The following is a 26725-nucleotide window of genomic DNA, read 5'->3' as shown; positions in this document are numbered from 1 at the left end:
ACCTCTCCTGTTGTTACAGGCATGTCAGCAACAGGCTTGGCTTCCGTCAAGTCTTGCCGCATGTTTCGAAAGAAACAGGGAGAGACTTATGCGAATCCATGGCCTGTCGCGAACGGCTTGTCTGACCTTCGCCGCCGCCGCGCTTGTTGCGGCGCCGGCGTCGGCCAAAACGATCAGCGTCAGTGCAGATACGCCCGACGCCAATGAAAAGCTGCAAGAGGCGCTGATCATGGCGGTATCGGGCGACGTCGTCGAACTGGGCGCGGGAACGTGGAAGCTCACCGACGGGCTGTCGCTCGACGTCGCCAATGTCACCATCCGCGGCGCCGGGACCGACGCCAATGGATCGATCCTCGACTTTTCGGACCAGCAGGGCGCGGGCGAAGGGCTGCTCGTCACCTCGGACGACGTGCTGCTCACCAACTTCGCGGTGCTGAACACCAAGGGCGACGGGATCAAGTCGAAAGGCGCCGACCGCATCGTCTATCACGAACTCCGCGTCGAATGGACCGCCGGGCCGAAGGAAACCAACGGCGCCTACGGCATCTACCCGGTCGAAAGCACCGACGTGCTGATCGACAGCGTCTTCGTCCGCGGCGCGTCCGACGCCGGCATCTATGTCGGCCAGTCGAAGAATATCGTGGTCCGCGACAGCTTCGCGATCGAAAATGTCGCGGGAATCGAGATCGAGAACAGCTACGACGCCGACGTCCACGACAATATCGCGATGCGCAACACCGGCGGCATATTGGTGTTCGACCTGCCGAGCCTGCCGATGCAGGGCGGGCACAATGTCCGCGTCTTCGATAATATCGTGAAGGACAACAGCACGCCCAATTTCGCGCCGAAGGGCAATATCGTCGCGAGCGTCCCGACCGGCACCGGGGTGCTGGTGATGGCGAACAATAATGTCGAGATTTTCGACAATGCTTTCGAGGATAACGGCACCGCCAACATCATGATCGTCGGCTATCGCTATCCGTACAAGGACGACAAATACCAGCCGCTGCCGCGCCAGATCTTCGTGCGCGACAATGCGCACGGCCGGGCCGGCTTCGCGCCCGGCTTTCCCGGCGGTGCCGAGATGGCGGCGGCGATGGGCGGATCGATCCCGCCGATCCTGTGGGACGGCTCGGGCAATGCCATCGTCAACGACGACGTCGGCGTGCTGTCGCTGAACCTGCCCGATGTCCAGACGCCGCAGAGCGAGGCGAAGCCGTCGCCCGTCGACCTCAAGGACAGCGCGCCCGCCGCGCTGCCCGGCATCAAGCTGCCCGCGAGCATGGAGGCGAAGGTCCAGTGAAGCGCCTTGCCGCCGCCTTCGCTGCGGCGCTGTTATGTGCGAGCGGCGGCGCCGCGGTTCCGGTGGCGGGTCCCGATCAGGCGCTGATCGACGGCGACACGATGCCGCGCAAGCTGTCGGAGTTCGGCTTGTTCGTATCGGGCGGCGCTGCATTACAGGCCGGCGTCGTGCCGTACGAACTGCACACGCCGCTGTTCAGCGACTATGCCGACAAGGCGCGCGCGATCTGGCTGCCCGCGGGGACAAAGGCCGAAGTCGGCGGCGACGGCACCGTCGCCTTTCCGGTCGGCACGGTGCTGATCAAGAGTTTCTCGTGGAGCGGGCAGGGCGGCGGCAAGCCGGTCGAGACAAGGCTGCTGATCCACCGCAAGGACGGCTGGACCGCGCTTCCTTACGTGTGGGACGCCGACGGGCGCGATGCGACGCTGGCAATCGGCGGGCGGCGCGTGCCGGTAAGCTTTACCGAGCCCGACGGAACGGCGCAGTCGATCAGCTATGCCGTGCCGAACAAGAACCAGTGCAAGGAATGCCATGCCGAGGCGGGAGCGATCGTCCCGATCGGTCCCAAGGCGCGCAACCTCGTCTTCGCACCGCAGTGGCAAGCGTTCCGGAGCGGCCGTTTCACTTGGCCCGCGAACCGCATCGCGCCGCTGCCGCGCTGGGACGACTCGAAGAGCGGCAGCGTCGCGGAGCGCGCGCGCGCCTATCTCGACGTCAATTGCGCACATTGCCACAACCCGAAGGGCAGCGCGTCGAACAGCGGCCTGTTCCTGCGCTGGACCGACGATCCGACGGGCGTCAATTACGGCATCGGCAAACGCCCGACCGCGGCGGGACGCGGCAGCGGCGGGATGGAATTCGCGATCAAACCGGGCGATCCCGATCACAGCTTCCTGATCTATCGTCTCGAAAGCCTCGATCCCGGCATCGCGATGCCCGAACTCGGCCGCGGCGCCGTACACAAGGAAGGCGCGGCGCTGCTCCGGCAATGGATTGCCGATATGCCTGAGGACAAGAAAAACTGACTGCCGGACGAGCTTGCGCGGTTCACCGGAAATAGTATGCGCTGTCGCCATGACCCAACTTGTCCTTCACGATTATTTTCGCTCGTCGGCCAGCTTCCGCGTTCGCATCGCGCTGAACCTCAAGGGGCTCGCCTATGAGCGCGTCGAGGTCAGCCTGATCGCGGGCGAGCAGCGCAGCGACGCCTATCTCGAACTGAATGCGCAGGGCTTCGTCCCGATGCTCGTCGTCGACGGCGAGCCGATGATCCAGAGCATGGCAATCATCGACTGGCTCGACCGCAGCCATCCCGAACCGCGGCTGATCCCCGAAGATGCGATGCCGCGCGCCGTCGCGCTGGCGCAGGCGCAGGTGGTCGCAAGCGACATCCACCCGCTCAACAATTTGCGTGTGCTCAAATATCTGACCAAGGACCTCGGCCTTAACGAGCAGACCAAGGACCGCTGGATCGCCACATGGATCGCGCAGGGCTTCGAGGCCTTGGAAGCGATGGCGGGCGACGGCCGCTATCTCGGTGGTGAGACGCCGGGAATAGCCGACTGCTGTCTCGTGCCGCAGATGTACAACGCGCGGCGTTTCGAGGTGCCGCTGGACGATTACCCGCGGCTTGTGGAGATCGACGCGGCGTGCATGGAGCTGGACGCGTTTAAAACTGCGCATCCTGACGCGGTGAAGCCGGCATGATCCGCCTTCTGATCGGAACCGCCGTGCTCGTGTTGCCTGCGGCGGCGATGGCGCAGGATAAGCGCGATGAGACCGAAATATGGATTCCGGCGCGGCTTGTTCCGCCCGAGGAAATCGTGGTGACCGGAAGCGGGATGTTGCAGGCGCCGGAGAGCGACCGGGTCCAGGCCTCCGCGATCCTGCTCGACCTCGATCCGGGTCTCGGCGCGCGTATCGAAAACCGCCTTCGGGACGAGGCTGGCATCGTCCAGTTTCGCCGCTCGGACGGGCGCAGCGCGCATCCGACAAGCCAGGGCGTGACCTTGCGGGGTCTCGGCGGCAATGCATCGAGCCGCGCACTGGTCACGCTCGACGGCGTGCCGCAGGCGGACCCCTTCGGCGGCTGGGTCGCATGGAGCGCCTATGACGCGATCCGGCTGGGCGGCATTTCGATTACCCGCGGCGGCGGCAGCGGCGCCGACGGCCCCGGCGCGCTCGCGGGAACGATCGGCCTCTATTCCGAAATGACCGACGGCGTGACCGCAAGCGCCGCTTATGGCAGCCGCGACAGCTTCGATGCGTCGGCGAGCGCGGGGACCGAACTCGGCAGCGGGCAGGTCGCGATCGACGGCCGCTACAGCCGCGGCGACGGCTTCGTGCCCGTTGCGAACGGACAACGCGGCGCAGTCGACCGTGCCGCGCCCTACGAACAGGGCGGGCTCGGCGTGCGCCTGCGCTTCGACGCCGGCGACAACAGCCGCATCGAGGCGAGCGTGCGCGGCTTCGCCGACCGGCGCGACCGCGGCACCGACTTTACCGAGAGCAAGGTCGACGGGCTCGATGCCAGCCTGCGCGTCGTTCATGATCCGGCGGGCGCGACGCAGTGGCTCGCGCTCACCTATATCCAGCTCCGCGATTTCGAGAGCGGTTTCGCGAGCGTTGCCGCCGGACGGAACAGCGTCAATCCGGCGCTGTTCCAGCGGGTGCCCGCGACCGGTATCGGCGCGCGCTTCGAACTGCGCCCGGCGATCGGCGGCGCCAACCCGCTGCGCGTCGGCGCCGACTGGCGCCGCACGACGGGCCGCACCGAGGAAGATTTCTTCTTCACCAATGGCGTGCCCGGCCGTCACCGCATCGCCGGCGGCAGCAGCGACACCGTCGGCGCCTTCGCCGAATGGACATCGGGCGACCCGGACGACGGTCTGCTCTGGACCTTGAGCGGCCGCGTCGATCGCTGGTGGCTCGGCGCCGGCTACCGGCTCGAACGCAATATCGCCGGACCGCTGATCACCGACCTCGATTTCACGGCGCGGCAGGGCTGGGAAGGTAGCGGGCGCGCCGGGCTGCGCTGGACGTCGAACGGCTTTTCGCTGCGCGCCGCGGGCTATCGCGGCTGGCGTCTGCCGACACTCAACGAGCTGTACCGCCCGTTCCGCGTCGGCGCCGAGGTGACGACCGCGAACGAAGCGCTGAAGCCCGAACGGCTGTGGGGCGGCGAGATCGGGGCCGACTGGAGCGGCGGCGCGACGAAGCTGTCGGCGACCTTGTTCGCCAACCACCTCACCAACGCGATCGCCAATGTGACGCTGGCGCCCAATCTCAACCAGCGCCAGAATCTCGATGCCATCGACAGCAAGGGCATCGAACTCGCCGCCGAACAGGGCATCGGGCCGGTCACCCTGCGCGCGACCTACGCCTATACCGATGCCAAGGTCGATGCGTCGGGTGCCGCCGCGACGCTCGACGGACGCCGCCCGGCGCAGATCGCCAAGCATGGCGGCAGCGTGTCGCTGCGCAGCAACGGCGATGGCCCCTTCGGCGGTTTCGCGACACTGCGCTATGTCGGCAAGCAGAATGAGGACGACCTAGGGCTGCTTGAACTCGGCGACGCGCTGACCCTTGATGCCGGCCTGTCGTGGCGGCTCGCCAAAGCAATCAGCATCGAAGCGCGCGGCGAGAACATCTTCGACGAACTCGTCCCCGCGGCGATCTCGTCGGCGGGCATTGTCGAACGCGCCACGCCGCGAACCCTCTGGATCGGGGCAAGGCTGAATTTCTGAGGCTTCACAGACGGCGATCAGGCGATATGGATAGCATATGGCCGCCAAGAAACTGAACCTCGACAATTTCCTGCCATACCGGCTGTCGATCGCGTCGAACGCGCTATCGAGCCGCATAGCGGCCGAATATCAGAACCGCTTCGGCCTCAAGATTCCCGAATGGCGGCTGATGGCGGTGCTCGGCGAAGGCAAGCCGCTGACCCAGCGCGAACTCGTCGCGGCGACGCGGATGGACAAGGTCACGGTCAACCGCGCGGCAAAGGCGCTCGCCGACCGCCACCTGATCGCGCGGCAGGCGCACGAGGCCGACGGACGCTCGCACCATCTGGAACTCACCGAGACTGGCCGTTCGCTCTACGATGCGATCGTCCCCGCGGCGCTGGCAAGCGAGGCGCAGCTTGAATCGACGATCAGCGAACGCGAACGCGCGACACTGCTCACCATCCTCGCCAAGCTGACTGCCGCCGCCGAAGATTATGCCTGACCGGGCCTATCGCGCCGCCCCGCCCGACGCCCTGCGCATCGAGCCGGTCGGCGAACTTACCGCCATTTTCGACCGCCGTTCGATGCAGACGCACCTCGTCGCGCCGCCGATGCCCGAAATGCTCGCGCTGATGGGCAGCGATATGTGCGATGCCGCGATGCTCGCCGACCGGCTCGCCGCGGCGTTCGATCTCGATGCGGATGGCGATGCACCGGCGATCGTCGCCGACCGCTTGGCCGAACTCGCCGCGCTGGGGCTGGTGGAGCGCGCGTGAGGCACCGCACGCGGATCGCCGTCGGCCCCGTCCAGTTTCGCGTCGGCAGCGACTGGCCCGAACCGATCGCCGCGCTTGACCGGCTCTATGCCGCCTATCCGCAGGACGATGCACGCCCGGCCGACGCCACGGTGCGCCTGTTCGCGGCGCGGCCCTGGCGGCGCTGGCTGCGCCCGTCGGTGCATATCGGGGGCGATTTCATCGTCCCCGATGCGCTGCCGCTGCCGCTGTCGATGGGGCTGCTCGCCGCCGAGATGGCGATGAACCTGCAGGTCGCGCTGGGCTGGCGGCGGCATATGCTGCTCCATGCCAGCGCGGTCGCGAAGGATGGCCGCGCGCTGATCATGTCGGGCGAATCGGGGTCGGGAAAATCGACGCTTGCCGCGCTGCTGGGCGAGGGCGACTGGCGGCTGATGGGCGACGAGTTTACCCTGATCGATCCCGCCAGCGGCGATGCGCTCGCCTTCCCGCGTGCCGTCAGCCTAAAAAACGCGGCGATTGCCGAAATGGCGTCGCGGGTCGACGCATCGCGGCTCGGGCCGCTGCTTGCGGGAACGCCGAAGGGCGACATCCGCCACTTGATCCCGCGAGGTAATGCGATCGCGGCGATGCACGAACCCGCACGCCCGGCGCTGCTCCTCTTCCCGCGCTTCGGCGGCGAGGCGGCGATCGAGCCGATGGGGGAGGGCGAAGCCTTCGTGCGCCTCACCGAATCATCGACCAATTATGTCACGCTCGGCGAGGCGGGCTTCGTGGCGCTGACCCGGCTGGTGCGCGAGACGCCCGCTTTCGGCATCTCCTATCCCGACAGCGCGACGGGGATCGCGCTTGCCGAACAATTGTGGGCGGAGGCGGCGCGATGAGCGCGGTGCAGACGCTCGTCGACCTGCTGGCCGGGCGCCGCGCTGCGGTCGACCTCGGCCCGCGCGACTGGGACGGCGTGATCGGCGTCGCACGCAGCGAAGCGATGCTCGCGACGCTCGCCTGCCGGCTCGAAGCGGCCGACCTGCCGCCTTCGGTCGCCGCACTGTTCGCCGACCAGCGCATCGCGGCCGAGGTCGCGCAGCGACAGGCGCTGTGGGAAGCCGAGATGGCGCGCCGCGCGCTGAGGGAACAGCGCATCGAATTCGTGCTGCTCAAGGGGACGGCCTATGCCGCGGCCGGCCTCTCCTGTTCGGCGGGCCGCCAGATCGGCGACCTCGATATTCTCGTCCTGCAAAGCGATATCGGCCGCGCCGAGAACGAGCTGCTCGCGGCAGAATGGGAGTGGGTAAAGCCCGATCCCTATGACGACGCCTATTACCGCGATCATATGCACGAGCTCCCGCCGCTGATCCACAAGGCGCGCGACCGGATGATCGATGTCCATCATACGATCCTGCCGAGGACCCACCGGATCACCCCCGATGCGCTCGCGCTGATGAGCGATGCGGTGGCGACCGGCAGCGGCCATGCCGTGCTCTGCCCCGCCGACATGATGTGCCACTGCGCGGCGCATATGCTGGCCGATGGCGATTTGCAGGGGGGCCTCCGCAACCTCTGGGATTTCCACTGCCTGACGCGCGACTTTGCCGCGGCCGATCCCGGCTTCTGGGGCAAGCTCGACGCGCGCGCCGACCTGCACGGGCTGCGCGCGCCGGTTCGCCGCGCGGCGCGGCTGTCGCGCGATCTCTATGGCAGCGATCTTCCTTCGGGCTGGGACGGACAGGACCCGGGCGACGGCCGGTATCGCCGCCGGTTGCTGGCGCGCGACGACTGGGGGCGTCCGACCGATTTCGCGCTCCAGCAGGCCTTCTACATCCGCTCGCACTGGCTACGCATGCCGCCCGCGATGCTCGCGCGGCACCTGTGGACCAAGTGGCGGACGCGGTAACCGGGAAAAGGTCGCGGTTGGGCGCGCTGCCGTGACATGTTATCGTCCGAAAACCGGATAAGAGGAGAGGTGACATGACGACTCCCGCAATCCTGCTCGTTCACGGTTTTTGGGGCGGCGCCGCGCATTGGGGCAAGGTTATCCTGGCGCTCGACGCATTGGGTCATAGCTCGCTCGAGGCTGTCGAACTGCCGCTGACGTCGCTTGCCGACGATGTTGCGCGAACGACCCGGATGATCGCCCAGCATGACGGGCCGGTGCTGCTGGTCGGTCACAGCTATGGCGGGGCGGTGATCACCGGCGCGGGCAATCATCCCAATGTCGCAGGTCTCGTCTACATCGCCGCCTTTGCGCCGGATGAGGGCGAATCGCCGGGCGGCATCACCCAGACGCATGCGCCCGCGGGCGCATGCGTCCCAGACGCATGCGCCCGCGGGCGCCGCCGCGCTTGAGCCCGACAGCGATGGATATTTGTGGATACGCAAAGACAAGTTTCACGAAAACTTCTGTCAGGATCTGGATGCCGATGGCGCGCGGGTGATGGCAGTGACGCAGAAGGCACCGCTGGCAACGACCTTTGGCGACATGATGTCCGACCCGGCATGGCGCAACAAGGATTGCTGGTATCAGATTTCCAGCGAGGACCGGATGATCCACCCCGACAATCAGGCGATGATGTCGGGCCGGATGGGCGCGAAAAAGGTCATTACCCTGAACGCCGGCCACGCATCGCTCGCTTCGATGCCGGCCGAGGTTGCGACGTTGATCGACGAGGCGGCGCGGGCGGTCGCGATCTAAAGCGTTTCGAGCAGCGGGATCAGCTCACCATAATCGTCGATGACATGATCGGCGCCGAGGTCTGCCGCCGGCCGGTCGAGGAAGCCGAAGCTGACCGCGATGCTGGGCACTCCGGCGTTCGTCGCCGCCATCACGTCATAGATGCTGTCGCCGACGAACGCCGTACGGCCGCCGCCGCAGCGTTCGATCATCGCGAGGATCGGCTCGGCCGCGGGTTTGCGGACGCCCAGCGTGTCGCCGCCGATGATCGTCGCCATCCGGTCGGCCAGCCCGAGTTCGCCGAGCAATATCCGCGCCAGCCGCTCCATCTTGTTGGTAACCACCGCGGTACGCACGCCGAGCGCGTCGAGGCGGTCGAGCGCTTCGATCAGGCCGGGGAAGGGGCGGCTGTGCACCGCGATATGGTCTTCGTAATAGCGCAGCAGTTCGGGATAGAGCCGCTCGACATCGCCGTCCGGGACGCCGCCGGTCGCCGCCAGCCCCTGTTCGAGCATATGCTTCGCGCCCAGCCCGATCATCGGCCGCACCGCCGCTTCGGGTAGCGGCGCCCGCCCGACGAGCGACAGCGCGTGGTTGACCGCGGCGGTCAGGTCGCCCGCCGTATCGACCAACGTGCCGTCGAGGTCGAATCCGACGATCCGGAAAGGGAAGTCATTCATCGCGTGCGCATGGCCCGATGGTCTGGAAACCGCAATGATTTGCTGGCATGGCAGCGCGCATGAGCAACCGACCGATCGCCGCTATCGTCCTCGCCGCCGGCAAGGGGACCCGCATGAAATCCGACCTGCACAAGGTGCTGCACCCGATCGCGGGGCGGCCGATGCTGCTGCATTTGATGGCGAGCGTCGATGCGCTGAGCCCTGCGAAGAAGGTGGTGATCGTCGGCGACAAGGCTGACCAGCTCGAAGCCGCGCTCGGCGGTTCGGCCGAACTGGCGGTGCAGGACCCGCAGCTCGGCACCGGCCACGCGGTGCAGCAGGGCGAGGGCGCGCTGGCCGGTTTCGACGGCGATGTGCTGATCCTCTATGGCGACGTGCCTTTCGTCCCGACCGCGACGATGCAGTCGATGATCGACCGGCTGAACGCTGCGGACACTCCCGCGGTCGTCGTCCTCGCGTTCGAACCCGACGACCCGCTGCAATATGGCCGCGTCATTACCGATGGCGACCGGGTGACCAAGATGGTCGAGCACAAGGACGCGACCGAAGTCGAACGCGCGGTCCGGCTCTGCAACTCGGGGCTGATGGCGGCAAAGGCACGCGATCTGTTCGCGCTGCTCGCACGCGTCACCGACGACAATGCGGCGAAGGAATTCTACCTTGTCGACATCGTCAACATCGCGAACGCCGACGGGCGGTCGTGCGCAGTCGTGACGACCGATCCGAACGATGTCGCCGGGATCAACAGCCGCGCTGAACTGGCGCAGGCCGAGGCGCAATGGCAGGCGTTCAAGCGCGACGAGGCGATGGCGGGTGGGGCGTCGCTGCGTGCGCCCGATACCGTCTGGTTCTCCTGGGATACCGAGCTGGGCCGCGACGTGACGATCGAACCCAATGTCTTTTTCGGCCCCGGCGTGACGGTCGGCGACCATGTGACGATCCGCGCCAACAGCCATATCGAAGGCGCGAACATCGGCGCGGGCTGCGAGATCGGCCCCTTCGCACGCCTCCGCCCCGGCACGGTGCTCGAGGAAAAGGCGAAGATCGGCAATTTCGTCGAGACCAAGAAGGCGCATCTGGGCAAGGGCGCCAAGGCGAACCACCTCACCTATCTGGGCGACGCCACCGTCGGTGCGGGCGCGAATATCGGCGCGGGCACGATCACCTGCAATTATGACGGCTATTTCAAATATCAGACGGTGATCGGCGAGAATGCCTTCATCGGATCGAACAGCGCACTGATCGCGCCGGTGACGATCGGCCGCGACGCCATCGTCGCCGCGGGCAGCGCGGTGTCGCGCGATGTCGGCGACGGCGACCTCCGCATGGTGCGCGCCGAACAGCTCGTCAAACCGGGCTGGGCCGACCGCTTCCACGACACGATGCGCAAGAAAAAGGCGGCGGAGAAGAAATAGGACGATGGCCGCCCCGACGCTGACCACCGCGCGGCTGGTGCTGCGCCAGCTCCGCGCCGACGATGCCGCGGCGCTGTTCGCGGTGCTGTCCGATGCCGAACTGATGACCTGGTGGTCGAGCGGTCCGCATCAGTCGCTCGCCGAGACCGAGGCCTATGTCACGCGCAATGCCGAAGAAGGGCAGGGCTGGCTGTGCTGGGCGATCACCGCGGCCGGCGATGACAGTGCGCTCGGCTGGGTGATCCTGATGGACGGCAAGCCCGGGGTGGGCGAGGTCGGTTATATCCTCCGCCGCGACCGCTGGGGCGGCGGGCTGGCGCGCGAGGCGGTCGCCTGCGTTATCGCGCATGGCTTTACCGAAGGCCGGCTGCGCCGTATCTTCGCCGATACCGACCCCGACAACGCCGGGTCGATCGCGCTGCTCGAAAAGCTGGGATTCCGGCGTGAGGGGCATCTGCGGGGCGAATGGGAGACGCATATCGGCGTCCGCGATTCATTGATTTTCGGCCTGCTCAAGGACGAGTGGCAAAAAGTGGAGACCCAGTTCAAGTGAGCGACCGTTACGAAGACAAACCCTTCCTGCGCTTCGTCGATGCCTGGGTGCTGAAGGCGAACGGCCATCTCGACCCGGCGACGGAGAACTACTGCAAGGCGATGGTGCCGCAGCTTCGCCAGAGCTTCGGCGTGACGGGCGGAAGCTGGGAAGAGATCGTCGCGCAGCAGATGAAATTCGGCCCCGAGCTGCCGGCGCAGATCCAGCGGATCTGGGCCGACGGGCAGCAGCGTTTCGCAGCCGGCAATGGCGAAGCCGCCGATCCGTGGCAGTTCGCGATGATCTTCGTCGACCGGAATTTCGGGCGGAGCTGAGATGGCCAGCCCGCCGATCGTCCGCCCCGCCGTTCCCGCCGATTGCGACCGGTGGCTGCCGCTGTGGGACGGCTATAACGAATTTTACGGCCGCAGCGGCGACACGGCGCTGGCGCCCGAGATCACCGCGGCGACGTGGTCGCGCTTCTTCGATCCCTATGAGCCGATGTTCGCGCTCGTCGCCGAACAGGACGGCGCGCTGCTGGGGTTTACCCACTATCTGCTCCATCGCAGCACCACCGCGTTGCAGCCTTCGATCTATTTGCAGGACCTGTTCACGGTCGCGGAGGCGCGCGGCACGGGTGTCGGGCGGGCGCTGATCGAGGCGGTCTATGACGCGGCGCGGCGGCAGGCGATCCCGCGCGTCTATTGGCAAACGCACGAAACCAACAGCACGGCGATGCAGCTATACGACCGGATTGCGGAAAAATCGGGCTTCCTCGTGTACCGGAAGCTCATCGATTGACTTGATATCATGATATGATATCAAGCGCGCATGCGTTTCCTTGCCGATATTCCCGATGACGATGTCCAGTGGCTAGATGCGCTCGCGGCGTCGCAGGGCGTGTCGCGCGCCGAGCTGATGCGCCGCGCGGTGAGCGCGTACCGCGCCGACATATCGGGCGACGCGATCGACAATGGGTTCGGCATATGGCGGTCGCGTGACGATATCGGCGACGGCCTGAAATATCAGCGCCGCCTCAGGGGCAAGCGCGAATGATCGAGGCGCAGTTCGACAGCGATATCCTCATCGACGCGCTGAACGGCGTCGAGGCGGCGCGCAGCGAGATTCGCCGCGCCGGACGCAAGAGCGTCAGCCGGATCAGCTGGACCGAGGTGATGTCGGCCGCCGACCCCGCGTCGGTGAAGGCGGTCGAGGCCTTTCTCGGCTGTTTCGCGATCGAGGAGGTCGGCGATGCGGTGGCCCGACGCGCCGCTGCGTTGAGGGCCGAACGCAAGGGCTTGACGATGGCCGACGCCTTCGTCTTAGCAACCGCGCAAATATCGGGCCGCATCCTCGTTACGCGCAATATCAAGGTGTTTCCGGCATCGATGCCGGGTATCCGCGTTCCCTACACGCTCTAGAAGAAAGCATAGTCCCCATGTGCGGAATTATCGGAATCATCGGCACAACCCAAGTGGCGGACCGTCTGGTCGACGGGCTGAAGCGCATGGAATATCGCGGCTATGACTCGGCGGGCGTCTGCACGGTCGAGGGCGGCGAGCTCGTCCGCCGCCGCGCCGAGGGGAAGCTCGCCAATCTCGTCAAGGAACTTGCGGGCAATCCCGCACCGGGGCTCGTCGGCATCGCACACACCCGCTGGGCGACCCACGGCGCGCCGACCACGAACAACGCCCACCCGCATGCAACGGGCGAAGTTGCGCTGGTCCACAACGGGATCATCGAGAATTTCAAGCCGCTCCGCGAGGCGCTGACCGCGCGCGGACGCACCTTTGAAAGCGAGACCGACACTGAAGTCGTCGCGCATCTCGTCTCGGAAGAGATTGAGGCCGGCAAGTCGCCGGAGGATGCGGTGAAGGCCGTCCTGCCGCAGCTTCGCGGCGCTTTCGCGCTCGCCATCGCGTTCCGCAGCCATCCCGACATGCTGATCGGCGCCCGCCTCGGCTCGCCGCTCGTCGTCGGCTATGGCGACGGCGAAACCTATCTCGGCTCCGACGCGCTCGCGCTCGCGCCGCTGACCCAGAAGATCGCCTATCTCGAGGAAGGCGACTGGGTCGTCATCACCCGCGACGGCGCGCGCATTTTCGACGAGAACAACAATCCGGTCGAGCGCGAGATCACGACCAGCGGCGTCAGCGCCGCGACGATCGAGAAGGGCAATTACCGCCACTTCATGCAAAAGGAGATTTTCGAGCAGCCGACCGTGGTCGCGCAGACGCTCTCCTCCTACATCCGCCCGCTCGAACAGACCGTCGCGCTGCCGCAGATGGATTTCGACCTCTCGAAGATCGACCGCATCACCATCGTTGCCTGCGGCACCAGCTTCTACGCCGGGATGGTCGCCAAATATTGGTTCGAGACCTTCGCGCGCGTCCCCGTCGACATCGATGTCGCGTCGGAGTTCCGCTATCGCGACCCGGTGCTCCAGCCCGGCGGCCTCGCGCTCTTCATCTCGCAGTCGGGCGAGACCGCCGACACGCTCGCGGCGCTCCGCCACTGCAAGGCGAACGGCCAGACGATCGCGGTCGTCGTCAACGTGCCGACGAGCAGCATGGCGCGCGAAGCCGACCTGCTGCTGCCGACCCACGCCGGCCCCGAAATCGGCGTCGCCTCGACCAAGGCCTTCACCTGCCAGCTCGCCGTGCTCGCCGCGCTCGCCGCGCACCTCGCGCTCAAGAAGGGCAAGCTTAGCGCCGACGATGAGCATGAGATCGTCCGGCACCTGATCGAGGCGCCTGCCGCGCTCAACGCCGCGCTCCAGCACGACGAGGATATCGCGGCGATGGCGCATCTCGTCGCCCCGGCGCGCGATGTGCTCTACCTCGGCCGCGGCCCCGACTATCCGCTTGCGCTCGAAGGCGCGCTGAAGCTCAAGGAAATCAGCTACATCCACGCCGAAGGCTACGCCTCGGGCGAAATGAAGCACGGCCCGATCGCGCTGATCGACGAAGCGGTGCCGGTCATCGTCCTCGCCCCCTCGGGCCCGCTGTTCGAAAAGACCGTCAGCAACATGCAGGAAGTCCGCGCCCGCGGAGGCAAGGTCGTGCTGATCAGCGACGCCGAAGGCCTCGCCGAAGCCGGTGAAGGCTGCATGGCGACGATCGAAATGCCCAAAGTCCACCCGCTGATCGCGCCGCTGGTCTACGCGGTGCCGGTGCAGTTGCTGGCCTATCATGTCGCCGTGGCGAAGGGGACCGACGTCGACCAGCCGCGGAACTTGGCGAAAAGCGTTACGGTGGAGTGAGACGTGTAAATCTCTATGGTCGACGCGTTTGGCTTCGCGCCCTTATGGATATGCTCCTTAAGGAGCGGGATAATTTGCTTCACACACGACAGTGCTCGAAGATAATGATCATTTGGCTTGGGCTCATTTATGGAAATATTCTCCGATAGTCGTATCAAGCTAAGGCGCGCAAAGCGGCTTATCAATGAGCTTCGCTCTGTACTTGATCCTGTTCTGGAGAAAGGACTCGTATCATACTCTAATGGTCGCTTTCACCAGGAAAATGTCAACGACAAGGAGCTGACGGGTAAAGTCTCAGTAGAAATTCATATACGTGAAATACCAGAAGATACTCCTGCAATACTCGGAGACATAGTCCATAACATGCGCGCTGCTCTTGATTTAATGGCCAGCGAGATGGCTGAGCTGAATGGTAGAAGTCGAACGGGAGTTTATTTCCCCTTCGCCCGTGACGCTGACGGATTGGAAGAACAAATTAAGCGTAAGAAATTTAACCGCTGTGGCGCGGATGCAATAGATCTGGTTAAAGATCTAAAGCCGTGGAAAGGCGGCAACGTTGAGCTTCGAGCGGTGCACGATCTTGATGTTATGGATAAGCACCAATCTTTAATGCCTCAGCCTCAAGTCCAATATGAACGTGTTGGGTTCGACTTCGTTGACACACCGCAGGGAACGACAATTCAAATGCGTCCCCCTAAGGTAAGTGAGTCATTCTTAGTTCTCCCGCCACAATCCGGCATTGGAGAGTCGGAGCTATTTCAAACGCTTGCTGGACTCTTGCATCTTTGTGAGAGCATCTTAGAAGCGTTTGCTGCCTTAGAGTTTCCTGCGCAAAGCAGTTGAAGTGGCATCCCGCTCCTGTGACCACTTCGTAGCGATTTCTGCTAATTCTTCACCTCTGGCGGCAACCCGTTGACAATCATTTTTCACATCATCCATGCTCTCCAATTGGATAACTGTGCGTCGGGAACCGAACCGACATGATCGCCACGTTTTAAGGTTGTTGCGTTGCTGACATGCCAAACATTCGCCGCGCGGCCCGCAAAGCGAGAAAAATATGGTGAATCGCGTTGGCCGCCGGTGTCTCCCGCCGGCATCATCTTTGACTTCGACGGCGTCATCGCCGACAGCGAAGTGCGCGCGAACCTGTCGCTGTCCGAAAGCCTGACCGCGGCGGGCATGCCGACGACCTACGACGAATGCCTGCGCGACTATTACGGGCATAATTGGCAGGAGACGCAGCGGCGGATCGAGGCGCGTTTCGGGCGCGCGCTGCCCGCCGATTTTCGCGAGACCCACCGGACCCGCGCGCGGGCGCGTTTCATGGAGGGGTTCGACGCAGTGCCCGGGGCGCCGGCCTTTCTCGATACGCTGGGGGAGCTGCCGCGCGCGATCGCCTCGTCGAGCCGCGCCGAATATATCGGCTGGGCGCTCGGCCTGTTCGGGCTCGGGCATCATTTCGGCGGGCATGTGTACAGCGCCGACGGCTGGGATCGCGGCAAACCCTTTCCCGATATCTATCTCGCCGCCGCCAGAGGGCTCGGCGTCGATCCCGCGACCTGCCTGGCGATCGAGGATTCGCCGACCGGGGCCATGGCCGCGATTGCGGCGGGGATGACCGTCGTCGGCTTTTGCGGCGCGGGCCATATCGTCGACCGTGCGGCGCATGGCGAAATGCTGCGCGGGGTCGGGGTGCATCATGTGGCGCACAGCTTCGACGAGATCGCACTGACGGCTGCGATATCGCGCTGATCCTCCCCGCGACTTCGCCGCCGGGAGTGGTCTGCCCCCACCGAGTGGACCGATTGGTTTGTTAGTGCATTAAGCTCATCGCCGCCATATCCGGACGGAGGTGGAGCGAAGCGGAACCGGAGGCCGGATATGGCGGTGTCGCCGTTTCCGGTGCCGGTGGCCGGTAGCCCAAGCTGCTATGCGGGCGGACGGTGTTGTAATGCCGCCGCCATGCCTCGATCAGCACCCTGGCCTCGGCGAGGCTGTAGAAGATCTCGCCATTGAGCAGTTCGTCGCGAAGCGACCCGTTGAAGCTTTCGTTATAGCCATTTTCCCATGGTGATCCCGGCGCGATATAGAGGGTCTTTACGCCGATCTGCCCCAGCCATTTCTGGACGGCGGTCGCGATAAACTCGCTACCATTATCGGATCGTATATGCGCTGGCGGCCCACGCGAGATGAACAGGTCGGCCAGGGCCGCCAGAACATCCTCATGCTTGAGTTGCCGTGCAACGATGAGCGCCAGGCATTCCCTGCTGGCCTCGTCGATGATCGTGAGGATGCGGAACTTGCGACCGTCATGCGTCCGCCCCTCGACGAAATCGTAGGCCCAGACATGCCCCGGATATTCGGGGCGTAGCCGGATGCACGATCCGTCATTGAGCCATAGACGCCCGCGCTTTGGCTGGCGCTGCGGGACTTTCAGTCCTTCACGCCGCCATATCCGCTCGACACGTTTATGGTTCACCGTCCATCCCGCATGGCACAGCAACGCCGTGACCCGGCGGTAGCCGTAACGACCATATTGCTTCGCCAATGCAATGATGTCCTCGGTCAGTGCCTGTTCGTCATCCGCCCCGCGCGGCATCTTGCGCTGCGTCGATCGATGCTGACCCAGCACCCGGCATATCCGTCGCTCGGATACCCGGACTGGCAGATCCCGTCGTACCTGATCGATGCAGCGCCGCCGCCGCGCGGGGCTCAGAAGTTTCCCCGTGCAGCCTCCTGCAAGATCAGCTTGTCCAAGGTCAGGTCCGAGATCGCCCGGCGCAGCCGCTGGTTCTCCTTCTCCAGATCCTTCATCCGCCGCGCCTGGTCGGTCTTCAGGCCGCCATACTCCTTGCGCCACCGATAATAGGTCTGCTCGCTGACCGCGATCCGGCGACAGGCTTCAGCCGTGCTCGCTCCCTGCGCCAGCACAATCTCAACTTCACGCAGCTTGCCGATGATCTCTTCCGGCTTGTGCTTCTTGCTCGGCATTCAATGTCCCTTTCATGGTCCAGACTATCATAGTCTCTGGGCCACTCAGCGGGGGGCAGATCAGGAGGAAAAATCGCTGTCCTAAAAAGGATCGCCATATTAGCCTGCCGCGATGCGGGGCGCTGACCCGTTCGCGTGCCCAACCGAAAGGTCAATCGCGCGTAAAGTTACGCAGTTTTCCACCACTTTCCCGAATCCCCTAAGGAGAGACATCATGTGTACCGAAGCTACCGAAGCCGATCTCGATCGCGCCGGAATGCCCGTCGCGCGGCGCAGTTTTACCGCGCTCGCCGGGGCCGGCGCACTGGCGACGATGCTCCCCGTGCAGGCGATGGCGGGCAAGCCGGTGAAGGGTCGCGACGTCACCATCACGACCGATGATGGTACCGCCGACGCCTATTTCGTCGCGCCGGCCGAGGGCAAGCATCCCGGCGTGCTGGTGTGGCCCGATATCCGGGGTTTACGTCCGGCCTTCCGCCAGATGGCCGACCGCCTTGCCGCAGAGGGCTATGCGGTGTTGACCGTCAATCCCTTCTACCGTTGGCAGAAGTCGCCCGTCGTCGACGCGACGAACGATTTCAACGTGCCCGAAGTACGCGAGAAACTCTTCGGTTATCTGAAACAGCTCACGCGGGCACCGGTGGAGGTCGATGCGAAGGCGCATCTCGCGTTCCTCGATGCGCAGCCCGAGGTCGATACGAAGCGCCGGATCGGTACCACCGGCTATTGCATGGGCGGCGCGATGACGATCTATACCGCCGCATTGAGCCCGAACCGCGTCGGCGCGGCGGCGAGCTTTCACGGCGGCGGCGTCGCGACCGACAAGCCCGACAGTCCGCACCTGCTGATCGGCGATACCAACGCGGGCTATCTGTTCGCCATCGCCGACAATGACGACAAGGAAACGCCGAACGAGAAGGTCTTGCTGAAGGAAGTGCTCGCTCAGTCGCCGCACTGGCACGAGGTCGAGGTCTACGAAGGCGCGATGCACGGCTGGTGCCCGCCCGACGGCCGCGCCTATAACGAAGCCGCGGCCGAAAAGGCGTGGGGCCGGATGCTCGAGCTGTTCAAGGCCGAGTTAAAGCCTGCCTAGCTTTCCGTTCGTGTCGAGCGAAGTCGAGACACCGAAGGCGTGCACGACCGAGGGGCATCTCGACTTCGCTCGATGCGAACGGATACGAAAATGTCGCCGCTCAGTGCGCGTGGGCGCCACCGCTTGCGGCATAGCTCGCATAGACGCGCTGGCCGGCGGGGCCAAAGGTCATCACCTTATAGGCCTCGCGGTGGTCGCCATGCTCCATGCCGGGCGATCCCATCGGCATGCCGCCGACCGCAAGGCCCTTGACGCCCTTCGGCTTCTCACGGAGCAGGCGGGCGATTTCCTTCGCGGGAACATGGCCCTCGATGACATAGCCGCCGACGAGCACCGTGTGGCAACTGCGCAGCGCCTGCGGCACGCCCTGCTTGTCCTTCACCGCGGCCATGTCCTGCGAATTGATGACCACCGCCTTCTTGCCGAACGACGCCTGCACCTGTTCCAGCCATTTCAGGCAGCAACCGCAGCCGGCGTCGCGGAACATCGTCGGATTGGCGGCGTGCGCGGTGCCGATGATGGCGGAGAATGCGGCGAGGGCGTAAAACGCGCGGCGGACAGAGGTCATCGCAAATCCTTTTGGCAGAGGGTGCGGCGAGCCTATAGGCGGGGCCTGTGAAAGTCCATTTCATCCGTTCGGGCGAACGCCGCTACAGCATGCGCATCGAGCGCGGCGACGGCCCGGCGCTCGTCATGGACCCGGCGCCCGGCTTCGATCCCGACCTGCCGCACGACATGGTCCATTTCGTCGTCGAGGCTGCGCTCGGCCTGAAAAACGGCGTGTTCGGCCAGATCGCGGCGGGCGGCGACGCCGGGTCGTTCCATGTCGAAGCCGGCGGGACGCTGTCGGCGAAGGAGCGCCAGCGTGCGGCTCGCAAACAGGTCGCCAAAGGCGCGAAGCTGGTGAGGGCGCAGGGGCGCGAAGGCGAATTGTCCGAACTCGCCGCTTTCCTGTTCGACGTCGACTGGCGGAGCGCCACCCGGCCCGACAGCGCCGCACAGCGCGCCGCGCGCGGCGAGGCCGACCGGACGCGCGCATCGCTCAGCGCCGACGAGCGCGCCCGACTGGACGGTGCCCGGCCGCAGGTGTTCGGTGCGTTCGACCGGCTCGCACAGGCATGGCGAGCGCTCCGCCCCGGCGAAGCGCTCGTCCTCGAATGGCCGGGCCTTCAACCCATCGGGTAAAGGATATCCCGGCTGACCTTGTGCAGCGCCTTCATCACCTCGTCGTCGAGCACCAGTTCCATCGCATCGAGGATCGGCTGGACCTGATCGTCGGCGCTGACCCCGACGATCGTCGAAGCGACGAAGTCGTGCTGTTTCGACCAGGCCGTCGCCATCGTGACCGGGTGCAGCCCGGCGTCGGCGGCGATCTTGAGGTAGCGTTCGGTCGCGGCGAGGCTCCGTTCGTTGACGAACCGCCGGCCCATCGCGGCCTGCCGGCCTTCCATCTTTAGATAGCGGGAAAAACGGGCGCCTTCGGGTGTCGCGCCGCCCTGATATTTGCCCGACAGCACCCCGCCCGCGAGCGGCGAATAGGGGATCAGGCTGACACCCTCCTGCCGGCAAACCTGCGCCAGTTCGTCCTCGAAACGGCGGTTGTTGAGGCTGAAATTATTCTGGATCGTGTGATAGCGCGCGACGCCTAGCTTTTCCGACGCCGACAGCGATTTCATCAGCCCCCAGCTCGTCTCGTTCGAGCAGCCGAGGATGCGGACCTTGCCGACGCGAACGAGTTCGTCGAGCGCATCCATCATCTCGTCATAGGGCGCATCATGGTCGGGCCAGTGCGTCTGGTACAGGTCGACATAGTCGGTCTGGAGGCGGGTCAGGCTGTCGTCGATCGCCTGCATGATATTCTTGCGGTCGAGCGCGGTCATCCCGCCGCGGCACGGCGACTTGAACCAGACGTGGCTCGGCCCCGAAACCTTGGTTGCCATGATGATCGCGTCGCGCGGCTTGGTCTTCATCCAGCGGCCGACGATCTCCTCGGTGCGGCCGACCCATTTGGTGTCGGGCGGTACCGGATAGCCCTCGGCAGTGTCGTAGAAGTTGATCCCGGCGTCGAAACAGCGGTCGAGGACGCGAAACGCTTCGGCTTCGTCGGTCTGGCTGCCGAAGGTCATCGTCCCCATGCAGATGTCGGACACATGGATGGCACTTTTTCCGAGGCGGCGGCTTTGCATGGCTCTGTTCTCCGGTCAGGGGAAGGGAGCGCCGTGCATAGGTTGCGTCTCGCAACCTTGCAATCGGGTCAGATCAGCAGCGCGAGCGATCCGACAAGCAGTGCCGCCATGGTCCAGTTGAACGCCTTGAGCCGCGCCGGGCTCGACAGCCAGCCGCGCAGCGCGGTGCCCATCACCGCCCACAGGCTGGTCGACGGCAGGTTGACGAGACCGAAGACGATCGCAACGAGCAGCACCGCCGCGAGATTGCGGTCGGGCGCATAAAGCGCGATCGCGGTCAGCGCCATCGACCACGCTTTGGGATTGACCCACTGGAACAGCATCGCTTGCACGAAGGTCATCGGCCTGCCGCGGGCGCCGCTTTCGGTATCGGGCGCGGCGGCGCCCGCGATCTTCCACGCCAGCCACAGCAGATAGGCGACGCTCACCACCTTGAGCACGAGGTTCAGCACCGGGAACAGGTCGAACAGTCCCATCAGCCCGATGCCGACGAGGACGATCATCAGCGTGAAGCCGATCCCGACGCCGAGCGCGTGCGGCACGGTGCGGCGCAGGCCAAAGTTGGCGCCCGATGCCATCAGCATCATATTGTTCGGCCCCGGCGTGATCGACGAGACGAGCGCGAAGGCGGAAAGCGCGGCTAGGGTGGTCTGTTCCATGCGTGCAACATAATGCGTTTCACAACGCGATGGATTGCAAAGATCGGCGGTGACGGTCTAGAATATGCAATCAATGACCAAGATGGATGCCATAGGCCGCAAGATATTGCACGAGTTGTCGTGCGATGGGCGAATCTCGAACCTCGAACTCGCCGAGCGGGTCGGACTTTCGCCTTCTGCCTGCCTGCGCCGGGTTCAAGAGCTCGAACGCAGCGGCGTCATCACCGGCTATCGCGCGCAGATCGACCCCGCGAAGCGCGGACTCTCGTTCATCGCCTATGTCGCCGTCGGCCTGTCGTCGCATACGAAGAAGTCGCAGGTCGGTTTCGAAGCGGCGATGGCGACCGCGCCCGAAGTGGGCGAATGCCACAATGTCACCGGCACGATCGAATATCTGCTTCGCGTCGAGACCGAGGATCTGGCGGCGTACAAGCATTTCCACACCGAAGTGCTCGGGGTGCTGCCGCAGGTGCATTCGATCACCACCTATGTGCTGATGGGATCGCCGAAGGACGAACGGGCGTAGCTAGTCGCCGAACCCGATGGCGATCGGTTCGCCATCGGGTTCGGCGTGTGGGGATGGGCGCCCGGCGCTATTCGATATCGGTTGCCGTGGAAGTGCCGCGTTTGCGATTTGGCTTTTCGACGGCCTCAACGAGCGGGGCCTCGACAGGCGTGGTTGCCGCCCCCTTGACCAGCGCGTCGAGCGACCCGCCGTCAAAACCCAATTCCTTCATCAGGCTGTCGATGACGGGCGCTTGCGCCCGATAGGCGAGGGCTGCGGATACGGCGTTGCTGGCAAGATTGCCGCTGCCCGGATCGCCGCTGGCGAGGGATGACCCACCGGCATTCTGGCCAAGGCCGTCGACCTGCACGATCTTGATGGAATCGATCGCCTCCATCGGTTTCGCCGCTTCGCGGACGACCTCGGGCAGCACCTTGAGCAGTGCCATCTTCGTCTGCAGCGATATCTGCCCCGACGAAAGGATGTTCGCCGCTTCGTTGATCGCGCGCTGGCCTGCCGCTTCGACCTCGAAACGGACGCGCGCCGCCTCGGCGCGCAATTTTTCGGCTTCGGCTTCGCCTTCGGCCTCGAGGCGCAACGCCGAGGCGCGGTTCGACGCGGCTTCCTTTTCCGCTTCGGCGTGCACCTTCACCGAAATTGCCTGACGTTCGGCTTCCTTGGCCGCCTCGATCAGCTCGATGCGCTTCGATCGCTCGGCAATCTCCGTTTCGCGCGCGGTCGATACCTGCTCTTCGGCGGCCACCGCGGTCGCACGCGCATTATCGGCTTCGGCGCGCGCCTGACTTTCTTCGCGGCTCTTGTTCTGGATCAGGATCTGCTGTTCCTGCCGGGCAAGTTCGATCGCCTGTTCCTGGGCAATGCGCGCTTCCTCGATGGCCCGGTCGGCTTCGATCTGTTTCGCATCGACCAATTGCTTGGCCTGAATTCGCGCGTTTTCGGCTTCCTGATTGCGCTGCGCCTGTTCGCGCGCGACTTCGGCGGCCTGCTCGGCACGGCGTATTTCGATCTCGCGTTCCTGGCTCAGCTTGGCGAACTCGTTGTCGCGCGAGATTTCGAAGCTGCGTTTGTCGGCTTCCAGATTCTTGGTTTCGATCTGGACGCGCGTGTCCTGCTCGATGTCGTTGCGCGCCTTCTTGCGCAGTTCGATCTGTTCGGTCAGTTTCGTCAGACCCTCGGCATCGAAGGCGTTGTTGGCATTGAAATGCTCGATCGACGTCTGGTCGAGGCCGGTCAGCGAAACTGATTCCAGTTCGAGACCGTTCATCGCCAAGTCGTTCGAACTGACCTGCTGTACCTTCTGAACGAAATCGGCGCGCTGCTCGTGCAACTGGTTCATCGTCATCCCGGCGGCGACCGAACGCAGCGCATCGACGAACTTGCCTTCGACGAGATCCTTCAGCGCCTCGGGATTCATGGTGCGCAGGCCCAGCGTCTGCGCCGCCATGGCGATGGCGCCGCCGTCGGGGCGGACGCGGACGTAGAATTCGGCCTTCACGTCGATGCGCAGCCGGTCGAGGGTGATCAGCGCGTCGGTATTCTTGCGCTCAACCGCCAGCCGCACCGTGTTCATGTTGACCGGCATCGTTTCGTGCAACACGGGCAACACCAGCGCGCCGCCGTTCATCACGACGCGTTCGCCGCGAAAGCCGGTGCGTACAAACGCTATTTCCTTGGTGGCGCGGCGATAAAGTCGCGTGATGATAAGTCCCAGGATCAACAGGGCGGCAAGCCCGATCCCGGCGTAGATGGCGATTTCAATCATGGACTGTCCATAACCCCCGATTCGCGCTTCCAGACTTTGGAAGGCCGATGATCGATATTAGGATCAGTCGAGCCGGGGTAAATAGAAATCGCCGTTCGTGAATCCCTTGAACAATTCGCCTTCGCGTTTGACTAACAAGAGTTTTTCGCCCGTCTGGAAAACCTGGTCGGGGCTGTCGGGTTCGACCATGATCTGATGTGTCTGCCCGTGCCGGTCGATAACCTGGGCGCGGGCGGGATGGCCTTCACGCGCCGTACCGATGCTGATCTGCGCGTAGAGTCCGATGAGTTCGTCGCGGTCGATCGCGGTGGTTTCGAGGCCGGGAAATATCCGGCCGACGATCCGTGCAGCGGCACTGGTCGGGGGCAGGGCAGCCAGTGCGGTCAGTGGCACCATCAGCAAATTCGATCCCGCCCCGCCGGTCAGTGCGGTCATCAATTGCTGGAGTCCCAGCCCCAATGCACCGAAGATGGCCAGAAACAGCACCAGCCACATCAGAAACGGGACGCGCCCGATCCCCGCCCAAGCGAGGAGCGCATTCGCAGCGCTTGCGTCGCCGGTCGCGTCCATATCCATCCCGTCGATGTCGCCCGAAAGCCCCGTCGCCTGGACCACGCCGATCAGAAGCATCAACAGCAGCGCCGAACTGAACACGACATTTTCGGGGGCAAGGAGCTGATCGAACATCGGCTTTTCTTGGCCATCAATGCCATCTTTGGCAAGCGCAGCTGTATTGGAAGCAAACGCCGGCGCATTGCGGCGGCTGGTCGGACTGCGTTCGCTATGATGATCGGTGCCGCCTCGTTTGAATGACCGGACGGCTGCTTGAATCGCCGGCCTGCTCACCGCATATCGGTTTCATGACGAAACTCTCCTTCCTCGATCTCGTACCCGTTACCGACACCGGTTCGATCGCTCAGTCGCTCGCCAACGCCGCCGATCTGGCCCGTCATGCCGAGGCGCTCGGTTACGAACGCTATTGGGTCGCGGAACATCACGGGATGGCGGGGATCGCCAGTGCCGCGACGTCGGTGGTGCTCGCGCATATCGGGCAAGCGACCTCGACGATCCGCATCGGCGCGGGCGGCATCATGCTGCCGAACCACGCGCCGATGGTGATCGCCGAGCAGTTCGGGACGTTGGAGGCGCTGTTTCCGGGCCGCGTTGATCTCGGGCTCGGGCGCGCGCCGGGGTCGGACGGCATTGTCGCGCGGGCGCTGCGCCGCAATCTCGCGAGCGACGAGCGGCAGTTTCCGCAGGATGTCGTCGAGCTCCAGGCCTTTCTGGCGGGTGACGAGCAACTCGGCATCCGCGCCGTGCCCGGCGAGGGGACGCATGTCCCGCTCTGGATATTGGGGTCGAGCCTGTTCGGCGCGCAGCTCGCCGCGATGCTCGGGCTACCCTATGCCTTCGCCAGCCATTTCGCGCCCGACGCGCTCGACGAAGCGCTCGACATCTATCGCCGCAACTTCAAACCTTCGGCACAATTGTCCGAGCCTTATGCCGCGGCGGCGTTCAATGTCTTCGCCGCCGACACACGCGAGGAAGCCGAACTGCTCGCTTCGTCGCAGCAACAGGCCTTCGTCGCATTGCGCACCGGCAATCCGGGCAAGATGAAACCGCCGCTTGCAGGCTATAAGGACAGCCTGCCGCCGAATGCGCGCGCGATCCTCGACCATGTCTTGCAATGTTCGGCGGTCGGAACCGCCGACGACGTTGCGGCGGGGCTCAAGGCCTTCGTCGAACGCACGGGCGTCGACGAAGTGATCGTCGCGTCGTCGATGTACGATCCCGAAGCGCGCAAGCATTCGCTGACGCTGACGATGGAGGCGGGCAAGTCGCTCTGAACCCGTCGCGCCCCGCGTGTTGACGCGGCTCCGGCTGCGGCAGTATAGGGGCGGTCCGACCAAGGGCGGCCCGTTTTGTGGTCGCCTTTTTACTTTTGACTGAAAGGTGCCTGCCATGACGATCACGCCGCTGATGCCCGTATACCCCCGGTGCGGTGTGCGTCCGGTGCGTGGCGAGGGCGCTTATCTGATCGGCGAGCGCGGCGAGCGTTATCTCGACTTCGCGAGCGGCATCGCGGTCAACCTGCTCGGTCATGGTCATCCGCACCTGACCAAGGCGATTCAGGAGCAGGCCGCGACGCTGATGCACGTGTCGAACCTCTACGGCAGCCCGCAGGGCGAGGCCTATGCCGCGCGGCTGGTCGAGAACACTTTTGCCGACACGGTCTTCCTCACCAATTCGGGCGCCGAGGCGGTCGAATGCGCGATCAAGACCGCGCGCGCCTATCATTCGAGCGGGGACAATCCGCAGAAGCACACGCTGATCACCTTCAACAACGCCTTCCACGGCCGCACGCTCGGGACGATCTCGGCGACCAACCAGGAAAAGCTGCGCAAGGGTTTCGATCCGCTGCTGCCGGGCTTCGCTTACGCGCCGTTCGATGACATCAACGCTGCGCTCGATCTGGTCGACGACAATACGGCGGGCTTCCTTGTCGAACCGATTCAGGGCGAGGGCGGCATCCGCCCCGCGTCGCAGCCGTTCCTGCAGGCGCTGCGCGATGTTTGCGACAAGCGCGACCTGATGCTCGTCTTCGACGAAGTCCAGTGCGGTGTCGCGCGGACCGGCCATCTCTATGCCTATGAGCATTATGGCGTCACCCCCGACATCATGGCGAGTGCCAAGGGTATCGGCGGCGGCTTCCCGATGGGCGCGTGCCTCGCGACCGAAAAGGCGGCGCGCGGCATGGTCATCGGCACGCACGGGTCGACCTATGGCGGTAACCCGCTCGCCTGCGCGGCGGGGCAGGCGGTACTCGACGTCGTGCTCGAGGAAGGTTTCCTCGCGTCGGTCAAGGCGACCGGCGAACGGCTGCGCGGCGCGCTCGAACAACTCATTCCGAACCACGACCAGCTCTTCGACAGCGTCCGCGGCGTCGGCCTGATGCTCGGCCTCAAGCTTAATTCGGACAGCCGCGCCTTCGTCGCGCACCTGCGTGACGATCATGGGCTGCTCACCGTCGCGGCGGGGGAGAATGTCGTCCGCGTGCTGCCGCCGCTCAACATCGACGACAGCCATATCGCCGAATTCATCGAGAAACTGTCGGCAGGCGCGGCGAGCTATACGCCGCCCGAGTCCTGATGTTTTCCGTTC

At 64.9% G+C, this 26725-nt stretch carries 31 protein-coding genes; 24 read left to right on the top strand and 7 right to left on the bottom strand.

The window, feature by feature from the left end; genetic code table 11:
- Positions 1-88: 88 nt before the first annotated feature.
- The 10 genes from LH19_RS09770 to LH19_RS29175 all read left to right on the top strand — a co-directional run bounded on the left by LH19_RS09770 (position 89) and on the right by LH19_RS29175 (position 8478).
- Positions 89-1303: a parallel beta-helix domain-containing protein gene (locus LH19_RS09770; protein WP_054727446.1), complete on the top strand. Its 1215-nt coding sequence runs from the start codon at positions 89-91 to the stop codon at positions 1301-1303.
- Complete coding sequence (locus LH19_RS09765) at positions 1300-2328, top strand: SO2930 family diheme c-type cytochrome (protein WP_054727444.1); 1029 nt, start codon at positions 1300-1302, stop codon at positions 2326-2328. Before LH19_RS09770 ends, LH19_RS09765 begins: the two co-directional genes overlap by 4 nt.
- Before the next feature lie 49 nt (positions 2329-2377).
- Positions 2378-3010, top strand: coding sequence for a maleylacetoacetate isomerase (gene maiA / locus LH19_RS09760; protein WP_054727442.1), 633 nt, complete (start codon positions 2378-2380; stop codon positions 3008-3010).
- Positions 3007-5049 carry a TonB-dependent receptor gene (locus LH19_RS09755; protein WP_054727440.1) on the top strand — a complete coding sequence of 681 codons (2043 nt, stop codon included), beginning with the start codon at positions 3007-3009 and terminating at the stop codon, positions 5047-5049. The genes maiA and LH19_RS09755 overlap by 4 nt, the downstream gene beginning before the upstream one ends.
- Before the next feature lie 37 nt (positions 5050-5086).
- Positions 5087-5533 carry a MarR family winged helix-turn-helix transcriptional regulator gene (locus tag LH19_RS09750; protein ID WP_054587962.1) on the top strand — a complete coding sequence of 149 codons (447 nt, stop codon included), beginning with the start codon at positions 5087-5089 and terminating at the stop codon, positions 5531-5533.
- Positions 5526-5807 (top strand): HPr-rel-A system PqqD family peptide chaperone, encoded by a 282-nt coding sequence (locus LH19_RS09745; protein ID WP_054727438.1) that lies wholly within the window; start codon positions 5526-5528, stop codon positions 5805-5807. The genes LH19_RS09750 and LH19_RS09745 overlap by 8 nt, the downstream gene beginning before the upstream one ends.
- The gene (locus LH19_RS09740; protein ID WP_054727436.1) at positions 5804-6670 is read left to right on the top strand and encodes an HprK-related kinase A; all 867 of its coding nucleotides are present in this window, start codon (positions 5804-5806) and stop codon (positions 6668-6670) included. Before LH19_RS09745 ends, LH19_RS09740 begins: the two co-directional genes overlap by 4 nt.
- The gene (locus LH19_RS09735; protein WP_054733307.1) at positions 6667-7680 is read left to right on the top strand and encodes a nucleotidyltransferase domain-containing protein; all 1014 of its coding nucleotides are present in this window, start codon (positions 6667-6669) and stop codon (positions 7678-7680) included. Before LH19_RS09740 ends, LH19_RS09735 begins: the two co-directional genes overlap by 4 nt.
- Positions 7681-7754: 74 nt before the next feature.
- Positions 7755-8132, top strand: coding sequence for an alpha/beta fold hydrolase (locus tag LH19_RS29180; protein WP_201258441.1), 378 nt, complete (start codon positions 7755-7757; stop codon positions 8130-8132).
- Positions 8133-8151: 19 nt separating this feature from the next.
- The gene (locus LH19_RS29175) at positions 8152-8478 is read left to right on the top strand and encodes an alpha/beta hydrolase (protein WP_201258442.1); all 327 of its coding nucleotides are present in this window, start codon (positions 8152-8154) and stop codon (positions 8476-8478) included.
- Here the strand turns inward: LH19_RS29175 and LH19_RS09725 are convergent.
- A complete protein-coding gene (locus LH19_RS09725) occupies positions 8475-9137 on the bottom strand; it encodes an HAD-IA family hydrolase (protein ID WP_054727433.1) in 663 nt (220 codons plus the stop codon). The two genes, LH19_RS29175 and LH19_RS09725, sit on opposite strands and share 4 nt — an antisense overlap.
- Positions 9138-9196: 59 nt before the next feature.
- Here LH19_RS09725 and glmU point away from each other — a divergent pair, with 59 nt between their 5' ends.
- From glmU to LH19_RS09685, 9 genes are all read left to right on the top strand, one after another.
- The gene (glmU, locus tag LH19_RS09720; protein WP_234716126.1) at positions 9197-10552 is read left to right on the top strand and encodes a bifunctional UDP-N-acetylglucosamine diphosphorylase/glucosamine-1-phosphate N-acetyltransferase GlmU; all 1356 of its coding nucleotides are present in this window, start codon (positions 9197-9199) and stop codon (positions 10550-10552) included.
- A 4-nt stretch (positions 10553-10556) separates the two neighbouring features.
- Entirely contained in the window at positions 10557-11105 is a 549-nt protein-coding gene (locus LH19_RS09715; protein ID WP_054727430.1) for a GNAT family N-acetyltransferase, read from the top strand.
- Entirely contained in the window at positions 11102-11419 is a 318-nt protein-coding gene (locus LH19_RS09710) for a hypothetical protein (protein WP_054727428.1), read from the top strand. The genes LH19_RS09715 and LH19_RS09710 overlap by 4 nt, the downstream gene beginning before the upstream one ends.
- A gap of 1 nt (position 11420) precedes the next feature.
- The gene (locus tag LH19_RS09705) at positions 11421-11885 is read left to right on the top strand and encodes a GNAT family N-acetyltransferase (RefSeq protein ID WP_054727426.1); all 465 of its coding nucleotides are present in this window, start codon (positions 11421-11423) and stop codon (positions 11883-11885) included.
- A gap of 30 nt (positions 11886-11915) precedes the next feature.
- Positions 11916-12140, top strand: coding sequence for a ribbon-helix-helix domain-containing protein (locus tag LH19_RS09700; protein WP_054727423.1), 225 nt, complete (start codon positions 11916-11918; stop codon positions 12138-12140).
- Positions 12137-12505 (top strand): PIN domain-containing protein, encoded by a 369-nt coding sequence (locus LH19_RS09695; protein WP_054727421.1) that lies wholly within the window; start codon positions 12137-12139, stop codon positions 12503-12505. The genes LH19_RS09700 and LH19_RS09695 overlap by 4 nt, the downstream gene beginning before the upstream one ends.
- Positions 12506-12522: 17 nt before the next feature.
- The gene (glmS, locus tag LH19_RS09690; RefSeq protein WP_054727419.1) at positions 12523-14346 is read left to right on the top strand and encodes a glutamine--fructose-6-phosphate transaminase (isomerizing); all 1824 of its coding nucleotides are present in this window, start codon (positions 12523-12525) and stop codon (positions 14344-14346) included.
- Positions 14347-14475: 129 nt separating this feature from the next.
- On the top strand, positions 14476-15189 hold the full coding sequence (locus LH19_RS28585; protein WP_145923402.1) for a hypothetical protein: 714 nt from the start codon (positions 14476-14478) through the stop codon (positions 15187-15189).
- A gap of 237 nt (positions 15190-15426) precedes the next feature.
- Positions 15427-16098, top strand: a complete 672-nt coding sequence (locus LH19_RS09685) for an HAD family hydrolase (protein WP_054727417.1) — start codon at positions 15427-15429, stop codon at positions 16096-16098.
- A gap of 61 nt (positions 16099-16159) precedes the next feature.
- On the opposite strand, the gene LH19_RS09680 is transcribed toward LH19_RS09685, so the two are convergent.
- Positions 16160-17337, bottom strand: a protein-coding gene (locus LH19_RS09680; RefSeq protein ID WP_145923348.1) for an IS3-like element ISSpma1 family transposase whose coding sequence is annotated in 2 segments (ribosomal slippage) — positions 16160-17073 and positions 17073-17337 — 1179 coding nt in all. Because the reading frame shifts where the segments join, the coding sequence is not laid out codon by codon here.
- Between the two features lie 214 nt (positions 17338-17551).
- On the opposite strand from LH19_RS09680, the gene LH19_RS09670 reads away from it, so the two are divergent.
- Complete coding sequence (locus LH19_RS09670) at positions 17552-18430, top strand: dienelactone hydrolase family protein (RefSeq protein WP_054727415.1); 879 nt, start codon at positions 17552-17554, stop codon at positions 18428-18430.
- A gap of 100 nt (positions 18431-18530) precedes the next feature.
- Here the strand turns inward: LH19_RS09670 and LH19_RS09665 are convergent, their stop codons facing one another.
- A complete protein-coding gene (locus tag LH19_RS09665) occupies positions 18531-18998 on the bottom strand; it encodes a DUF411 domain-containing protein (RefSeq protein ID WP_054727413.1) in 468 nt (155 codons plus the stop codon).
- Between the two features lie 47 nt (positions 18999-19045).
- On the opposite strand from LH19_RS09665, the gene LH19_RS09660 reads away from it, so the two are divergent.
- On the top strand, positions 19046-19615 hold the full coding sequence (locus LH19_RS09660; protein WP_054727411.1) for a hypothetical protein: 570 nt from the start codon (positions 19046-19048) through the stop codon (positions 19613-19615).
- Here LH19_RS09660 and LH19_RS09655 read toward each other — a convergent pair.
- Both LH19_RS09655 and LH19_RS09650 read right to left on the bottom strand, forming a co-directional pair.
- Entirely contained in the window at positions 19600-20616 is a 1017-nt protein-coding gene (locus tag LH19_RS09655) for an aldo/keto reductase (RefSeq protein WP_054727409.1), read from the bottom strand. The genes LH19_RS09660 and LH19_RS09655 overlap by 16 nt on opposite strands.
- Positions 20617-20684: 68 nt before the next feature.
- Entirely contained in the window at positions 20685-21275 is a 591-nt protein-coding gene (locus LH19_RS09650; protein WP_054727407.1) for a LysE family translocator, read from the bottom strand.
- A gap of 73 nt (positions 21276-21348) precedes the next feature.
- On the opposite strand from LH19_RS09650, the gene LH19_RS09645 reads away from it, so the two are divergent.
- Positions 21349-21801, top strand: coding sequence for an Lrp/AsnC family transcriptional regulator (locus LH19_RS09645; protein ID WP_054727405.1), 453 nt, complete (start codon positions 21349-21351; stop codon positions 21799-21801).
- A 67-nt stretch (positions 21802-21868) separates the two neighbouring features.
- Here the strand turns inward: LH19_RS09645 and LH19_RS09640 are convergent, their stop codons facing one another.
- Positions 21869-23563: a flotillin family protein gene (locus LH19_RS09640; protein ID WP_054727402.1), complete on the bottom strand. Its 1695-nt coding sequence runs from the start codon at positions 23561-23563 to the stop codon at positions 21869-21871.
- 63 nt (positions 23564-23626) lie between these two features.
- A complete protein-coding gene (locus LH19_RS09635) occupies positions 23627-24250 on the bottom strand; it encodes a YqiJ family protein (protein WP_054727400.1) in 624 nt (207 codons plus the stop codon).
- Between the two features lie 173 nt (positions 24251-24423).
- On the opposite strand from LH19_RS09635, the gene LH19_RS09630 reads away from it, so the two are divergent.
- Positions 24424-25410 (top strand): LLM class flavin-dependent oxidoreductase, encoded by a 987-nt coding sequence (locus tag LH19_RS09630; RefSeq protein ID WP_054733301.1) that lies wholly within the window; start codon positions 24424-24426, stop codon positions 25408-25410.
- 115 nt (positions 25411-25525) lie between these two features.
- On the top strand, positions 25526-26713 hold the full coding sequence (locus tag LH19_RS09625; protein ID WP_054727399.1) for an aspartate aminotransferase family protein: 1188 nt from the start codon (positions 25526-25528) through the stop codon (positions 26711-26713).
- Positions 26714-26725: the final 12 nt, after the last annotated feature.

Source organism: Sphingopyxis macrogoltabida (genome assembly GCF_001314325.1).
GTDB lineage: Bacteria > Pseudomonadota > Alphaproteobacteria > Sphingomonadales > Sphingomonadaceae > Sphingopyxis > Sphingopyxis macrogoltabida.
The sequence above is the reverse complement of the archived record's forward strand: the minus strand, read 5'-3'. Positions and strand labels throughout refer to the sequence as shown.

Coding starts and splice junctions, on each gene's coding strand:
- LH19_RS09770 (WP_054727446.1), top strand. CDS start 89: ATGCGAATCCATGGCCTGTCGCGAACGGCTTGTCTGACCTTCGCCGCC.
- maiA (WP_054727442.1), top strand. CDS start 2,378: ATGACCCAACTTGTCCTTCACGATTATTTTCGCTCGTCGGCCAGCTTC.
- LH19_RS09755 (WP_054727440.1), top strand. CDS start 3,007: ATGATCCGCCTTCTGATCGGAACCGCCGTGCTCGTGTTGCCTGCGGCG.
- LH19_RS09750 (WP_054587962.1), top strand. CDS start 5,087: ATGGCCGCCAAGAAACTGAACCTCGACAATTTCCTGCCATACCGGCTG.
- LH19_RS09745 (WP_054727438.1), top strand. CDS start 5,526: ATGCCTGACCGGGCCTATCGCGCCGCCCCGCCCGACGCCCTGCGCATC.
- LH19_RS09735 (WP_054733307.1), top strand. CDS start 6,667: ATGAGCGCGGTGCAGACGCTCGTCGACCTGCTGGCCGGGCGCCGCGCT.
- LH19_RS29180 (WP_201258441.1), top strand. CDS start 7,755: ATGACGACTCCCGCAATCCTGCTCGTTCACGGTTTTTGGGGCGGCGCC.
- LH19_RS09725 (WP_054727433.1), bottom strand. CDS start 9,137: ATGAATGACTTCCCTTTCCGGATCGTCGGATTCGACCTCGACGGCACG.
- glmU (WP_234716126.1), top strand. CDS start 9,197: ATGAGCAACCGACCGATCGCCGCTATCGTCCTCGCCGCCGGCAAGGGG.
- LH19_RS09715 (WP_054727430.1), top strand. CDS start 10,557: ATGGCCGCCCCGACGCTGACCACCGCGCGGCTGGTGCTGCGCCAGCTC.
- LH19_RS09705 (WP_054727426.1), top strand. CDS start 11,421: ATGGCCAGCCCGCCGATCGTCCGCCCCGCCGTTCCCGCCGATTGCGAC.
- LH19_RS09700 (WP_054727423.1), top strand. CDS start 11,916: ATGCGTTTCCTTGCCGATATTCCCGATGACGATGTCCAGTGGCTAGAT.
- LH19_RS09695 (WP_054727421.1), top strand. CDS start 12,137: ATGATCGAGGCGCAGTTCGACAGCGATATCCTCATCGACGCGCTGAAC.
- glmS (WP_054727419.1), top strand. CDS start 12,523: ATGTGCGGAATTATCGGAATCATCGGCACAACCCAAGTGGCGGACCGT.
- LH19_RS28585 (WP_145923402.1), top strand. CDS start 14,476: ATGGAAATATTCTCCGATAGTCGTATCAAGCTAAGGCGCGCAAAGCGG.
- LH19_RS09670 (WP_054727415.1), top strand. CDS start 17,552: ATGTGTACCGAAGCTACCGAAGCCGATCTCGATCGCGCCGGAATGCCC.
- LH19_RS09665 (WP_054727413.1), bottom strand. CDS start 18,998: ATGACCTCTGTCCGCCGCGCGTTTTACGCCCTCGCCGCATTCTCCGCC.
- LH19_RS09655 (WP_054727409.1), bottom strand. CDS start 20,616: ATGCAAAGCCGCCGCCTCGGAAAAAGTGCCATCCATGTGTCCGACATC.
- LH19_RS09650 (WP_054727407.1), bottom strand. CDS start 21,275: ATGGAACAGACCACCCTAGCCGCGCTTTCCGCCTTCGCGCTCGTCTCG.
- LH19_RS09645 (WP_054727405.1), top strand. CDS start 21,349: ATGACCAAGATGGATGCCATAGGCCGCAAGATATTGCACGAGTTGTCG.
- LH19_RS09640 (WP_054727402.1), bottom strand. CDS start 23,563: ATGATTGAAATCGCCATCTACGCCGGGATCGGGCTTGCCGCCCTGTTG.
- LH19_RS09635 (WP_054727400.1), bottom strand. CDS start 24,250: ATGTTCGATCAGCTCCTTGCCCCCGAAAATGTCGTGTTCAGTTCGGCG.
- LH19_RS09630 (WP_054733301.1), top strand. CDS start 24,424: ATGACGAAACTCTCCTTCCTCGATCTCGTACCCGTTACCGACACCGGT.
- LH19_RS09625 (WP_054727399.1), top strand. CDS start 25,526: ATGACGATCACGCCGCTGATGCCCGTATACCCCCGGTGCGGTGTGCGT.